The 15070-nt window shown below is 44.5% G+C and carries 12 protein-coding genes; 8 read left to right on the top strand and 4 right to left on the bottom strand.

Annotated elements, in window-relative coordinates:
• Positions 1 to 38: 38 nt before the first annotated feature.
• On the bottom strand, positions 39 to 1403 hold the full coding sequence (gene glpT / locus R7E38_RS05155; protein ID WP_005380199.1) for a glycerol-3-phosphate transporter: 1365 nt from the start codon (positions 1401 to 1403) through the stop codon (positions 39 to 41).
• Between the two features lie 896 nt (positions 1404 to 2299).
• Between glpT and R7E38_RS05150 the strand changes: the two genes are divergently transcribed.
• From R7E38_RS05150 to R7E38_RS05130, 5 genes are all read left to right on the top strand, one after another.
• Positions 2300 to 3154 carry an MIP/aquaporin family protein gene (locus tag R7E38_RS05150; protein WP_005380195.1) on the top strand — a complete coding sequence of 285 codons (855 nt, stop codon included), beginning with the start codon at positions 2300 to 2302 and terminating at the stop codon, positions 3152 to 3154.
• 59 nt (positions 3155 to 3213) lie between these two features.
• On the top strand, positions 3214 to 4731 hold the full coding sequence (gene glpK, locus R7E38_RS05145; protein ID WP_005380193.1) for a glycerol kinase GlpK: 1518 nt from the start codon (positions 3214 to 3216) through the stop codon (positions 4729 to 4731).
• A gap of 159 nt (positions 4732 to 4890) precedes the next feature.
• A complete protein-coding gene (locus tag R7E38_RS05140; RefSeq protein WP_005380192.1) occupies positions 4891 to 5682 on the top strand; it encodes a DeoR/GlpR family transcriptional regulator in 792 nt (263 codons plus the stop codon).
• A 176-nt stretch (positions 5683 to 5858) separates the two neighbouring features.
• A complete protein-coding gene (gene glpD / locus R7E38_RS05135; RefSeq protein ID WP_017636005.1) occupies positions 5859 to 7418 on the top strand; it encodes a glycerol-3-phosphate dehydrogenase in 1560 nt (519 codons plus the stop codon).
• Between the two features lie 275 nt (positions 7419 to 7693).
• Positions 7694 to 8647: a CorA family divalent cation transporter gene (locus R7E38_RS05130; RefSeq protein WP_005380188.1), complete on the top strand. Its 954-nt coding sequence runs from the start codon at positions 7694 to 7696 to the stop codon at positions 8645 to 8647.
• Between the two features lie 73 nt (positions 8648 to 8720).
• On the opposite strand, the gene R7E38_RS05125 is transcribed toward R7E38_RS05130, so the two are convergent.
• Positions 8721 to 9905, bottom strand: coding sequence for an NnrS family protein (locus R7E38_RS05125; RefSeq protein ID WP_005391701.1), 1185 nt, complete (start codon positions 9903 to 9905; stop codon positions 8721 to 8723).
• Positions 9906 to 10087: 182 nt separating this feature from the next.
• Here R7E38_RS05125 and R7E38_RS05120 point away from each other — a divergent pair, with 182 nt between their 5' ends.
• Positions 10088 to 10639 carry a gamma-glutamylcyclotransferase family protein gene (locus tag R7E38_RS05120; protein WP_226083494.1) on the top strand — a complete coding sequence of 184 codons (552 nt, stop codon included), beginning with the start codon at positions 10088 to 10090 and terminating at the stop codon, positions 10637 to 10639.
• 38 nt (positions 10640 to 10677) lie between these two features.
• Here the strand turns inward: R7E38_RS05120 and R7E38_RS05115 are convergent, their stop codons facing one another.
• Positions 10678 to 11265, bottom strand: coding sequence for an outer membrane beta-barrel protein (locus R7E38_RS05115; protein WP_017636001.1), 588 nt, complete (start codon positions 11263 to 11265; stop codon positions 10678 to 10680).
• 420 nt (positions 11266 to 11685) lie between these two features.
• Here R7E38_RS05115 and ebgR point away from each other — a divergent pair, with 420 nt between their 5' ends.
• Complete coding sequence (gene ebgR / locus R7E38_RS05110; protein ID WP_025768213.1) at positions 11686 to 12672, top strand: transcriptional regulator EbgR; 987 nt, start codon at positions 11686 to 11688, stop codon at positions 12670 to 12672.
• 170 nt (positions 12673 to 12842) lie between these two features.
• On the opposite strand, the gene R7E38_RS05105 is transcribed toward ebgR, so the two are convergent.
• Positions 12843 to 13760: a LysR family transcriptional regulator gene (locus R7E38_RS05105; protein ID WP_052484234.1), complete on the bottom strand. Its 918-nt coding sequence runs from the start codon at positions 13758 to 13760 to the stop codon at positions 12843 to 12845.
• A 112-nt stretch (positions 13761 to 13872) separates the two neighbouring features.
• On the opposite strand from R7E38_RS05105, the gene chrA reads away from it, so the two are divergent.
• Positions 13873 to 15012 (top strand): chromate efflux transporter, encoded by a 1140-nt coding sequence (gene chrA, locus R7E38_RS05100; RefSeq protein WP_226083496.1) that lies wholly within the window; start codon positions 13873 to 13875, stop codon positions 15010 to 15012.
• Positions 15013 to 15070 lie beyond the last annotated feature (58 nt).

Here is a 15070-nt window from a genome sequence, read left to right as displayed (position 1 = left end):
GCGAAGAGGCAGTATTCCACTGCCTCTTTAAATAAATATTACGCTAGCGCTTCCTTCTCGCGCTCTTTTTGCTCGTGGTGCGCACGTTCACCTAAGAAGGCGTACATCAAACACACGATAGAAGTAATACAAGAACCCACTAAGATGATAAAGCCACCATCCCAGCCAAAGTGGTCTACGGTGTAGCCCAAAATCGCGTTTGCGGCAACTGCCCCACCCAGGTATCCAAACAAACCAGTAAGACCAGCGGCAGTACCTGCGGCTTTCTTCGGAGCGAGTTCAAGTGCGTACAAACCGATCAGCATAACCGGACCATAGATTAGGAAGCCAATTGCAATAAGCGCCATCATATCTACTGTTGGGTTGCCCGCAGGGTTAAACCAATAAACCATCACTGCAACTGTCACTAGCACCATAAATAAGATACCAGCAGGTGCACGACGACCTTTGAACAATTTGTCAGAGATCCAACCACACAATAGTGTTCCTGGAATGCCAGCCCATTCGTACAAGAAATAAGCCCATGACGATTTATCTACCGAGAAATCCTTCGCTTCTTTTAGGTAAACAGGTGCCCAGTCCAGTACGCCGTAACGAATTAGGTAAACAAATGCGTTTGCAATTGCAATCGACCAAAGAAGTTTGTTGTTGAAGACGTATTTGAAGAAGATTTCCTTCGCTGTCATTTCTTGTTCATGGGACTTGTCATAGTCATCTGGGTAATCGTCTTTGTATTCTTCAATAGGAGGCAGACCACAAGACTGAGGGGTATCGCGAACCGTCATCCAAACAAACACAGCAACCAACGTGGCGAAAAATGCAGGAACATAAAATGCAGTGCGCCAATCATCGTTAAATGCCCACAGGCCAAGAATAAATAGTGGACCAATCAAGCCACCACCCACGTTGTGCGCCACGTTCCAAACCGAAACGATCTCACCACGCTCTTTACGTGACCACCAGTGCACCATGGTTCGGCCACAAGCAGGCCACCCCATCCCTTGGAACCAACCGTTTAAGAAAAGCAAAATGAACATCGCAGTGACGCTACCAGTCGCCCATGGCATAAAGCCAAAGCAAAACATCACTAATGCAGACATCAATAGGCCGCCACTAAGGAAATAGCGAGGGTTGGAGCGGTCTGAAACGCTGCCCATTAGAAACTTAGAGAGACCATATGCAATGGAAACAGCTGCCAAGGCGACACCTAAGTCTCCGCGGCTAAAGCCTTGCTCGATAAGATAAGGCATCGCCAAACTGAAGTTTTTACGAACTAGATAGTAACCGGCGTAGCCAACAAAGATACCGATAAAGAGTTGCCAACGGAGGCGAGAGTAGGTGCTATCGATGCTGCCAGGGGACAGACGATCAATGTGCGCCTTAGGTTTGAATATTCCAAACATAGGAACCTCATTATTTTGTATGCGATGGTAAAAACACAAAAGGAGCGAACGAAACAAAATAAATATTCGTTCGAAAGTTCATGAATTGTATGGAGTTAGGATTTTATTTCTGTGACAAATGTTGCACATGGATTAAATATAAGTAAATACAGTAAATTATATGAGCATTAATTAGATCATCGTTCAACTTTACTCAAGATTCGTTAATATGAAACTGATGTTCAAACCTCTCACTTGAGCATTCCAATTCGAAACCTTTGAAACAAAGGCTCGAATTAGAACATAAACTAACCGTAAAAAGGGCGATTTACGCCTGCCCTACTCGCTCCGAACCAACTAATAACTAAAAAGCTGAAAAACGATCACGTTTAGCATCAAACGAAATAAAAAAAACAATTTTTATTTGAATACAAGCCGAAGCAATGATTCACAAACACAAGACATTAACAGCGTTTATTCTCTTCTCAACTCATCCTATTGGTATCAATGGGATGACGATTTTTCTAAAAGTCCAAACATGACAGCGTATTTTTTTATATCACTGCTAGCCCTTGATACATTTGACATTCTTCTACTCCTTTGGGGTTAACTGCTACACAAGTTCTGTGCAATAAGTCTCCAAGCACGTAGCAGCTTCACAAAACTCCTCTTACCAGTTGTGCATTCTTTTTCACATCGGTAATTTGAGCGCTCTCAACACTGGCCTCGTGACAAATAAATTATTTTCGTTGTGTTCTTTTCCGGTTAAAAGATGCGCCATTTAACAAAAACGAAGACTTTGATTAACAAATTTATGCTCAAACGCTCATTTTTAACGCTCGTTTATTTTCGCAAACGTTTATATATGCACAATAGTATCGTGCTAGACAGGCAAAAATGATCAAAGGACTTTTAACATGACAACGAACAAACACCCCTCTCTGCTTGGAGAATGTTTGGCCGAGTTTATCGGTACAGGACTACTTATTTTCTTCGGCGTAGGCTGTGTTGCAGCCTTAGTTCTAACAGGCGCATCATTTGGACAATGGGAAATCAGTATTGTATGGGGCTTCGGTGTCGCCATCGCTATTTACTGTACGGCTGGCGTCTCTGGTGCACACATCAACCCTGCCGTTACCATCGCACTTGCTATGTTCCATGGTTTTGATAAGGCGAAAGTGGTGCCATACATTATCGCTCAAATGCTTGGGGCATTCTGTTCTGCTGCATTAGTATACAGCTTATACAGCAACCTTTTCACCGACTACGAAATCGCTCATAACTTCGTTCGCAGCAGCCAAGATGCACTAGCAACTGCTGGTATCTTCTCAACCTATCCGCATGCCTCCCTCTCTTTCTTTGGTGCTTTTGCTGTGGAATTCGTTATCACTGCTGTGCTGATGTTTGCGATTCTGGCTCTGGGCGATGAAAATAACGGCGCGGCACGTGGCGCAATGAACCCTCTATTGATCGGTATTTTGATTGCCGTGATCGGTGGCTCACTTGGCCCACTAACAGGCTTTGCGATGAACCCTGCTCGTGACTTTGGACCGAAGTTGTTCGCTTACTTCGCTGGTTGGGATTACGCTCTGACAGGTGCTAAAGACATTCCTTACTTTATCGTGCCTTTACTTGCTCCGATTGCAGGTGCGTGTTTTGGTGGTTGGTTGTATCCAAAAGCGATTGCCGCTTACCTTCCACAACAAGGTCACGGTTGCACGATTCCAAACCAATGTGAGACGGAAGAAGAAACAGAAGAAGCTAGAGCTTAAAACTGACGTAACTCGAACATTTACTAAAATATAAATAACGAAACAAAAGGATTCTTACCATGACTGAGCAAAAATACATTGTTGCCCTAGACCAAGGTACAACAAGCTCTCGCGCAGTGATTCTTGATCATGATGCGAACATCGTAAGCGTCGCGCAACGCGAATTTACTCAGATTTATCCAGAAGCTGGTTGGGTTGAACATGATCCAATGGAGATCTGGGCAACACAAAGCTCTACCTTAGTAGAAGCTCTAGCTAAGTCTGGCATCCGTAGCGACCAATTAGCGGCTATCGGTATTACTAACCAGCGTGAAACGACTATCGTCTGGAACAAAGAAACAGGTAAACCCGTTTACAATGCGATTGTATGGCAATGTCGCCGTACTGCTGATATCTGTGAAGATTTAAAAGCACGCGGTCTCGAAAACTATGTACGTGACAACACTGGTTTGGTGCTTGACCCTTACTTCTCCGGTACCAAAGTTAAATGGATTCTGGACAATGTTGAAGGCGCACGAGAAGACGCAGAAGCAGGTAAGCTGTTGTTTGGTACTGTCGATACTTGGTTAGTTTGGAAGATGACTCAAGGTCGCGTTCACGTAACCGACTACACTAACGCATCGCGTACCATGCTGTTTAACATCAACGATCTATGTTGGGATCAAAAAATGTTAGATGAGCTTGGCATCCCAGCATCTATGATGCCAGAAGTGAAGCGCTCATCGGAAATTTACGGTAAAACCAACATCGGTGGTAAAGGCGGTACTCGTATTCCTATTTCTGGAATCGCAGGTGACCAACAAGCGGCGCTTTACGGCCAAATGTGTGTTGAAGCGGGTCAAGCGAAAAACACTTACGGTACGGGTTGTTTCTTGCTAATGAATACTGGCCAAGAAAAAGTCACTTCGACACATGGCCTTCTAACTACTTTGGCTTGTGGTCCTGCAGGCGAACCAGCTTATGCACTTGAAGGCGCCGTATTCATGGGTGGAGCTTCTATCCAATGGCTACGCGATGAATTGAAAATCCTAAACGGTGCAGAAGACTCTGAATACTTCGCGACAAAAGTGGATACATCAAACGGCGTTTATGTCGTGCCTGCATTTACTGGTTTAGGCGCTCCATACTGGGATGCCTACGCACGTGGCACGATTGTCGGCCTTACTCGCGGTGTGAATTCAAACCATATCATCCGTGCAACATTGGAAGGCATCGCTTATCAAACTCGTGACGTACTGGATGCGATGCAAGCTGACTCAGGCATTAAGCTTGCGAACCTTCGCGTCGATGGTGGTGCAGTAGCGAACAACTTCCTAATGCAATTCCAATCCGATGTATTGAACACAGAAGTACACCGCCCTCAAGTAACTGAGGTTACCGCTCTTGGTGCAGCCTACCTTGCCGGCCTTGCAGTTGGTTACTGGGATAGCATTGATGAGTTGCAGAATAAAGCGGTACTTGATCGCACCTTTGAGCCACACGATGATGAAGAAAAACGCAATCGTCGTTACAAGGGCTGGAAACGTGCAGTGAAATGTGCACAAACCTGGTCTGAACTTCACGACGAAGAAGATTAATCTCATCTCCATAAGAAAAAAAGAGCGCCATTTGTGCGCTCTTTTTGCGCTTTATCCCCGATTCCTGAACTCGCTTACTTCTCACAACGAGCAAATTCGAGCACAATAGAGCTTCGAATTTGAAGCATTGGCCGTTACCAATGCACAAGGGAGTGGTAAGTGAAGCAAATACCTCGACACCAGCAGATTGTTGAGCTGGTGAAAAAACAAGGCTATGTCAGCACGGATGAGTTGGTAGAAAGATTCAATGTCAGCCCACAAACCATCCGACGCGATCTCAATGAACTCGCCGATGACAACAAAATTCGTCGTTATCACGGTGGAGCCACTATTCCTCTCAGTTCTGAAAACACATCTTACAACACGCGTAAAGCGCTCAACTTCAATGAAAAAGATGTCATTGCAGACGAGGTAGTCAAACACATTCCAGATGGTGCCACACTATTCATCGATATCGGCACCACACCAGAAGCAGTTGCGCGAGCGCTCAATAAAAACCATAAACAGTTGCGTGTTGTCACCAACAACATCAATGTTGCGACCATTCTTTTCCCTAACCCTGAAATCAAAGTCATCTTAGCGGGTGGAGAAGTCCGCAGCAGAGACGGCGGTATTGTTGGCGAGGCTACCCTCGATTTCGTTAAACAGTTCCGTCTCGACTTTGGTATTCTCGGCATTAGCGGTATCGACTTCGATGGCTCGCTATTAGACTTTGATTACCACGAAGTCCGGGTCAAACAAGCGATCATTGACAATAGCCGTAGTGTATTTCTGGCCGTAGACCACACCAAATTCGGGCGCAATGCTATGGTGAAACTAGGCAATATTGCACAGCTCAACATGATCTTTACCAATAAGCAGCCACCAGAAGAAATCTTGTCAATTTTGAAGGAAGCTTCTATCCCACTTGAAGTGGTTGAAGCTAACGAATCAAACTCCGAAAACGAGTAACGTCAATCGTATAATTTCCCCTCAAATGACCTCTGTCTTAATTAGACAGAGGTTTTTTTGTGTCTAAATCACACAAAACGCTCACAAACGAAAATAATAGATGATCACAAACGAAACCTGAGCTAGGATTACATTATGTTCTAAAATGCTCGTTCGCTCACCAAGAGGTCAAATTTATGAGTATACAAAATAATGCTTCCACTACTAGCTCATCCACTACCTTAGACTTGATCGTAATCGGTGGCGGCATTAACGGAGCTGGTATTGCGGCAGACGCAGCAGGCCGAGGTTTGAGTGTTGGCTTATATGAAGCAAATGACTTCGCATCTGCGACTTCTTCAGCAAGTTCTAAACTGATACACGGCGGTTTACGCTACCTTGAACACTACGAGTTTCGTTTAGTTTCGGAAGCGCTCGCAGAGCGTGAGGTTATTCTTCGTAAAGCACCACACGTCGCATTACCAATGCGTTTCCGTTTACCGCATCGCCCATTCCTACGCCCAGCTTGGATGATTCGTTGTGGCCTTTTCCTTTACGATAACTTGGGTAAACGTACGACGCTGCAAGGCAGTAAAACCGTCAACCTTGCGAAATCTGGCTTGCTAAAACCAGAAATGAAAACGGGTTTCGAATACTCTGACTGTTGGGTTGATGATGCACGTTTAGTATTACTGAACGTTCTTGCGGCTCGCGAAAACCATGCTGAAGTACGTAACTACTGCCGCGTGGAAAAAGCACACCGTGAAGGTGGTATCTGGCACGTTACTATTCACGATGTGATGACAGACCAACGTTTCGAACGTAAAGCGAAAGCGTTAGTCAATGCTGCGGGGCCTTGGGTAAAACAGTTCTTTGATGATGGATTAGAGCAAGCCTCTCCTCGTAACATTCGCTTAATCAAAGGCTCGCACATCGTTGTTCCTCGTATCCACAACGAACCGCAAGCCTACATTCTTCAAAACAAAGACAATCGCATCGTATTTATGATTCCTTACTTAGATAAGTTCTCAATCATTGGTACAACAGATGTGGAATACAAAGGTGATCCACGTGAAGTGTCGATCTCAGATGACGAAGTCGATTACCTCATTGATATCGTAAACCAACACTTTGTCCACCAGTTGACTCGCGAAGATGTAGTTTGGACATACAGCGGTGTTCGTCCTTTATGTGACGATGAATCTGACTCTCCGCAAGCAATCACACGAGACTACACGCTAGAGCTCGATGCGGAATACGACCATGCACCTCTGCTTTCTGTTTTTGGTGGTAAGTTAACGACCTACCGTAAGTTAGGTGAAGCAGCAATGAAGAAACTTGCTCCGTTCCTACCTGAAATGGGTAAAGACTGGACGGCCAACCAAACCCTTCCTGGTGGTAACTTCAGCTGTAGTCGTGAACAATTAGCGAAACAAATTCACGCTAAATACACTTGGGCGCCAGAAGCATTGATTCTTCGTTATGTCACACAGTTTGGTACCCAAACCTGGAACTTAATGGAAGGCACAACAAGTGAAGCTGACTTAGGACAAACGTTCTCGGCACAAGCAGGTGGTGTTTACCAACGTGAGATCGATTACTTAATGAACCATGAAATGGCAATGACCGATGAAGACATTTTATGGCGCCGTACTAAGCTTGGTCTTTACATGAACGAGGAAGAAAAACAGGCCTTAACGGACTATTTAAAGAAAAAGCTACAACAGAAAGTGGTTAATCTTTCTCAAGTTGGCTAACAGCTCCCCTCCCTCCCCCACAATAAAGCCTGCTTAGTTGCAGGCTTTTTGTTTTGTTGTTTAAGCACAACACCTTGGTGCGCTCCACTCGATTGCAAATAAGAACAACTATTCATAGACATTTGGCGTTAAATACAATCATACTCATTTGAAAAATAATGCATCAATGACTTCAGAGTACCGTACTCAGAATATTGCCTCTGTATGGCAATGCAATTCTCGCGAAAGAAGTATCTTGAGGTTATTTTGGTATCGGCTCAAACAAGGAAAAGAAAATGGGTTTTATGATTGAACATTGGGACTTCTCAACCCCAGAAGCAACTCAACAATCCACCACGGCAGAGCAAATTCAAGCTAAGCATTGGTACCATTGCGAACGGCTGCATCCTGATATTCGTGGTTGGCTGGAGCAGAACCAAGTACCTCGAGCTACGGTTGATCATCTATTAGCCGACGAAAGCCGACCATCTTTCCATCCTTTGGATGACGAGAACTTCATGTTGATTTTACGAGGCGTCAATATGAACGGCAATGCATCACCAGAAGATATGCTTAGTATTCGAATTCTCTACTTTCAAGGCGCACTCATTTCAACTCGTAAAATTCCATCACGCGCGATCATGGAGATTCGCCAAGCATTAGCGGAACACAAAGGCCCAAAAAGTCTTGCCAGTTTACTTCATCAGATCATTGAAGGATTAAACAGTAAAATAGACATTTACCTTGATACGATTGAAGAAACACTAAACCAGTTCGACGTGAATGATGAGTCGACGTACAAACATATGGCGACTCAAAAAGCACTGATTTCTATCAAGCGTTTTATTCGCCCTCAGCAGTACGCTATCCGTGATCTTGTGGAGTCAGAATCAGAATTGATTGCTTTGAGACCTCATCAATATCGCTTCGCACACAATAATATTACGCGCATAAATGAAACACTTGAGTTTTATCTTGGAGAAGTGGCGCTTTTCCAAGAAGAGATCAAACATCATCGTGATGAGAAAACCAATAAAAACAGTTACCTGTTTACTTTGGTAGCAACGATTTTTCTACCAACCAGCTTCTTAACAGGTTTACTCGGTATCAATGTTGGTGGAATGCCAGGCGTGGATTCCACCATGGCATTCACCTGGTTCTGCATCGCCTTAATTGTCATTTTTGGTCTAGAGTGGTGGCTATTTAAACGCTTGGGGCTCACGAATAAAGCGGACGACGAAGACGAATAAACACTAAACCTATAAAGAACAAAAACCAAAAGAGGAGCACGCGGCTCCTCTTTTCTCTACTCACATTAGAATCTTATCCGGGGTGACCATCCACACGAGGGGTCACAAGCATCACACCAAAGCGCCACACAAATAGCCCAAACGCAACAATCCATAATCCACCGCTGATATCAATCCACAGTATCATGTTCGCTGGATCAAAGATCACGGCGAAACTGCGAACCAAAGCTGCCGCGGTAATCGCTGCAAACGCAAGGCTCATGTTTGGCCCTTTGTAGATCATGCGACCAGTATGTCCCATCGTCACCCGTGTAATCATCGCTAAAATCAAACCGCCTAACGCACCTATCGCAAACAGGTGAATGAGGTTATGGCTGGCAAATGCATCTCCCCAGACGCCTCGCAAAATTAAGCTTAGTGGTAAACACAAATACGCAGCATGCAGCGACCACACTAAAGGCTCGCTCAGGGTTAACCAAGGTTTCCAGCGAACAAAACGCACCAACTGAGCAACACCTGCAAATAGCATCAAAGGACTACCTAGTTCTGCAAACGTCACAGGGAAAAAGCTCAGCACAAATAGCATTACCAATGGCAAGTTCGCGAACCACTCTAACCAAGCCAATGGTTGCGCTTTTTCGAAATTAAATCGACGCGCAGTAAAAAATGGAATCACACGTCCGCCCATCACTGACAACAGCAAGGTAAACCACCACAGCATTGCTTGCCACACCGCTGAAGAGCTAAAGGGCGGCATACCTTTTATCGTTGCGTAGCTTGCAAAGTTCGCAAAGATGGCTAAAAGAAACAGTGGAACGAAAAACAAATTACGCCAACCTTTGGCTCGATACACACGAATGCCCACCTCATAGGCGACAAACAGTAAAAATACCGCTTCGATACTGCTGGTTAACCATAACGGTGCTGGTGTCCAAAGCAATATGCGGGGCACTAACCACAAGCCAAATAAAGCCAGAAGCATGTAATGCTTGGTACCATTAATGCCAGTCCAGTTTTGTACCGCGGTCAGTACAAAGCCAACTACAATGGCCATCGAAAAACCGAACAACATTTCATGTACGTGCCACCACAATGCAGGCACGGCTAATGCGTTTGGCTGTCCGCCTTGGAACATCCACACCCACAACGCAATCGCAACAATGGCGTAAATCGACCCAAACAGAAAAAACGGCCGAAAGCCTAATCGCAGCCATGCGGGGATTTTTTCTTCTACTTTTTTATCGGTGATATTCAGCATTATCTTGCCCTCAAGCGTCTCTCGATGCTGGTTAACTCAACTACATATTGATGCTACCATAAACATGTATAAAAAATACATGTTTATAATTAAGATTATACTTAAGAGGTAAAGTTGTGCTTCAGATGCGGGTTAGGTATAAACATGAGAGGCACAACTATCAGTTAAGGGATGCAACGACAATGTACATATTTGGCTATGGCAGTTTGATTAATTCTGCGTCGCGTAAGTTAACCGGACAAACGGGAGAAGCCATTCCCGTCATAGCACATGGGTTGGTTCGCTACTGGGGGAAGATTGACGACAGCTACAGCCTCTCTCCATTAGTGGTGAACCAAGGCGATGGACAGGTTAATGGCGTTTTACTCGAAGTAAATGAAGAAGCGCTCGCAGAATTCGACCGCCGTGAGCGAGGTTATCATCGTATTCAACTTCAGCCAGATCAAATCGAAACAGATGCGAATTTTAACCAAGAACATGACATTTGGGTTTACGTAAAAGACGAGCCACTACCACCATGCGAAAAGAGCCCAATCATGCAAAGTTATGTTGATACCGTACTGGCAGGTTGCTTGGAAGTTTCCCACGCGTTTGCAGAGCATTTTGTGCGTCACACCATTGGCTGGCAACACGCGAAAGAAAATGACCGCCACCAACCCAAATATGGCAACCTTGCAGGCGTACAAGATCACCATTATGAGTTGATTGATAATCTAATAAAAAAAGGAGCCTAACGGCTCCTTTTTAGTATCTATGTTTTGCTTACGCGAGCTTAAAACTTGTAATCAACACCAACGTACAGGCTGTCAAAATCAAAATCTTCGCTGCCACCGTTTTCGGCATCAATACTTACCGAAGAAGCACGGTAGCCACCAGATACAACCAAACCTGAAGCGAACTCATAACCAGCCTCAACACCGTAGTTAAAGCCTACATCACGACCATCATCGGTAACAGTGCTAGATGATTTCACTTCATAAGAAACACTCATTACACCAAGGCCAGCAATCGCACCAACATAGAAGCCTGTACCTGCAAATTGGTATTTAGGCTTCGCATTGAAATTGAACGCAGAAGCATCAACACTAAATTTAACCGGCCACCCCATGTAAGAAAATGTTTCTTCAAAGTCGCCAAAGTATATGTACTCACCTTCAAAAGCTAGTTTGAAGTTTTCTGAATATTGAAGCTCTTTACCTACAGCAAGGCTAAGACCTGTCGCAGAAAAATCTTTTGACAAGCTTTTAACTTTAAGATCTGAATTTACCAAATCAGCACCAACATACCAGTTACCTTTTGCTTGAACTGATGCTGAAGCAACCACTGCACCTAAAGCCAATAATGGCAATACTTTTTTCATTATAATTTCCTAATTTTTCATACTGTTAGACAGCTTTTAAAAGCGCGGAGATTATAAATAGAGTTGAATACTTTCCTATTGATTTGTTTATAAAATGAGACACAAAACATAAACATGAACAATAAAACGTTTGCTTGATTAAACTCTAAACAGATCGAGTCCTATTAAGTACTAGAGTTACCACAAGTAGCAAGTTTCCAAACCAGTCGCGTTTTTCAGTATTTTTACAGCAATATAATCCTTACGTTTACGGCTTTATTTATTACTCAATAGAGTCTATTTCATGAAAACAATTTGGCTTGATATGATGATTTAAAGTGTTTAGGACTGTCTTACTAAAGGTTTGTGCATATCTAAGTAGCTGTTTAAAATAGTCAGATTATTGAGCTCACACTTGGGCAGTGCCAACGGGAAATTTACATGGCAAAGCTAAAAGATATCGCCATTGAAGCAGGCGTCTCACTTGCAACCGTATCGCGGGTTTTGAACAACGACCCAACGTTGAGCGTTAAAGAAGAAACCAAATACCGCATTTTGGAAATTGCAGAAAAACTGGAGTACCGCACCAGTAGCTCGAAGAAAGGCATCAAAGAAGCTAAGCAAAAACATCACTTTTTAGCCTTATATAACTACAAACAAGAAACAGAGGTGAATGACCCTTACTACTTATCAATTCGTCATGGGATTGAAACGCAATGCGACAAATTAGGTATTACGCTAACCAATTGCTATAACAGTGAAATTGATGTTGAAACGAAAAAGATAACAGGTGTCCTTTTAGTCGGAAATGTCGACCAAAAGGTAGTAGATAAATTACCTAAACGTCTAGCCGATAGCATTTGCTACATAAACTTTTCAGATCCAACCTGCCCTTATGATTGCGTTGATGTCGACCTTATTCGAATCAGTAGGCAAGTAGTTGATTTCTTTGTACAACGAGGCCACCGCCGCATCGGTTATATTGGCGGTCAAGACAAGCACGACGCAGCTGACACTCGTGAAAATGTGTTTTTGGACTATGGCTATCTAAAAGGCGTGGTCGCAGAACATGATATACACTATTGTGCCTGCTCTAGTTTGTCCGGTTATAACTTAGCGAAAGAGATGCTAGCCAAAGGTGACTTCCCGAAAGCAGTATTCATTGATTCAGACTCCATCGCGATTGGCATAGTACGTGCAATCCATGAATTTGGCTTAAAGATACCAGAGGATATTACGCTGATTAGTATGAATGATATTCCTACTGCTCGCTTTACCTTTCCGCCGTTGTCTACAATTCGTATTCACTCTGAGTTGATGGGAACTCAGGGAGTGAACTTACTAGTGGAAAAATACCGAGATGGACGCTTACTCCCTCTTCATGTATACGTTCAAACAGAGCTTAAACTACGTGGTACAACTCAATGATACCTTTTCCATTAATCTCTTTTATGAATTAAATCTGGAACATCCCCCCCTAACCCAAGATATTCATTTTGCACAATCAGTACTGTTTCGGCGTAACGCCGATAACTCAGCGGGTAGTAAGAAGTTCAACAACAAATCACTCTAAGCACCATGAGTGCCCCAAATGTTTATCATTTAGAGGTGATGGTCGAAGAAACCAACTCGCGTAGCCAAATGCCTTTGTCTTCATTGTTTCGGCTGGAATGCCACAGCATGGCAATATCAAAATCCGCAACGGCGATCGGCGGCTTAACAGTAATGAGATCGTCCGAAAAGCCCTCCGCCAACGCCATTTTTTCTGGCACGATGGCAATGAGATCGCGCTTTTTCAATAGATGCCGAATAGTGAGAAAGTTGCGCGACGCCACGGTGACTTTGCGGCTCAAGCCATGTTCTGCGAGCTTTTGGTCTACTTGTGTCTTTAAGCTCCCATCGGGACTTACCAGAGCTTGCTCGATGTTCGCGAACGCTTCCAGAGACAGCTGTGTTTCCCCTTTCAACACCTGTTTATCACACATGCACACGTGTTTTTCGGTGTACAAGTACAAGCTCTCAAAGTTGTCATCCAACACCGGCATGCTGCCAATAATGACATCGAGCTTTTCGTGCTCAGTTAATGCCACGTAGTTGCTACGATTGACGTTAATAAAACTGATCTGCGCCTCTGGGGCGCGCTGGCGTATTTCGTCATAAAGCCGAGGAGCAAAAATAAACTCGGCATAATCCGTTAATCCAATGCGACATACACCCGCATAATTTTTAGGCTGGAAGACAGACTTAGTGAGCAAGTCTTTGGCAATAGAATCCAACAAATGATGCACGATTGGCGCGATGTGGTGAGCGTGCTCGGTGGGCTCCATCTTGTGCCCTTTTCGCTCAAAAAGCGGGTCGTCAAACAACAACCTTAAACGAGACAAACTATGACTCATCGCCGACTGGCTAACGTAACTTTTCTCTGCCGCGACGCTAACGCTTCGATAGCGATACAAGTAGGAAAACGTCACCAATAAGTTCAAGTCAATGTTGCGCCACTGAATGTCCTCTTTCACTCCAACATCCTCATCCCATTTTATTCATAGATGAAATTAAAATCATCAATTTGAGTCATTTTAGAGCATTCGATAAATTAGCAACAATGCTTTTTAGATAAACAGGCTCGACATGTTCACCATATTCAAAACTTTTTTCTGGCTGGGTTGGTTCAGCTTCGGCGGCCCGGCGGCTCATATTGGTTATTTTCGCCAAACCTTTGTTGAGAAACTGAAATGGCTTGATGACAGCGAGTACGCGCAAATTGTCGCGCTCAGTCAGTTTTTGCCGGGACCGGGCTCAAGCCAAGTTGGCTTTGCTTTAGGCTATAAACGTGGCGGTTTAGGTGGCGCATGCGCAGCATTTGTCGGATTCACGCTTCCTTCAGTGGCCATCATGTTGGCGCTGGCGATGGTGAGCAGCCAAATCACCGACACCGCAGTGTTCCAAAACATCGTTCACGGCCTAAAACTGCTCGCAGTCGTCGTCGTGGCGGATGCGACTTGGGGCATGTACAAAAACTTCTGCCAAAGTAAACTGACCGCGGGTTTGTGCATCGCGACTGCGATTGCGTTGCTGGTGGCACCAAGCATCATGACGCAAATGTTCGTGTTGATCGCAGCAGGTTTTGTCGGAATGCGATATCTGAAGAAAGACTCCGCGCCATCAGCCGAGCCGTTTAAACCGTCTATCGCGCCATTGGCTCTATTTGCGATGCTTTTACTCGGCTTACCGTTAGTGGCTCATACGTTACCTTTACTTGGGCTGTTTAGTGATTTTTTCCAAGCTGGTAGCTTAGTGTTTGGTGGCGGTCATGTGGTTCTGCCGCTTCTGCAAAACATTGTTGGCGACCAGCTCAGCCAAGATGCATTTTTAACAGGCTACGCCGCTGCACAAGCTGTACCAGGGCCAATGTTCACCTTTGCGACTTTTATCGGTTATGAGCTTTCGGATACGCCAATTTTAGGTGCGCTGCTCGCAACGCTTGGCGTATTCCTCCCAGGGTTTCTTTTACTACTTGGCGTTCTTAAAAACTGGCAAGCACTGGCAGGCAAACCGCTGGTCTCCGGCGCCATCAACGGTGTAAATGCCTCGGTAGTAGGGTTACTACTCGCGGCACTTTACCAGCCAGTATTTAGCAGCGCAGTTGTTGCTCCCATCGACATGGCGTTAGTGATTGCGGGTTTCTATCTACACAAAAAGCTCAACCTTTCGGTACTATGGATGATCGTGTTTTTTGTGGCAGCAGGCCTTGTCACGGGCATGATGTAGCCTGCTGATACGCCAACTATTGAATCTAGATAAACCACGGGCACTCAAATACGAGTGC

It is taken from the genome of Vibrio sp. Vb2131 (assembly GCF_033338535.1).
Taxonomy (GTDB): Bacteria; Pseudomonadota; Gammaproteobacteria; order Enterobacterales; family Vibrionaceae; genus Vibrio; species Vibrio alginolyticus.
The sequence above is the reverse complement of the archived record's forward strand: the minus strand, read 5'-3'. Positions and strand labels throughout refer to the sequence as shown.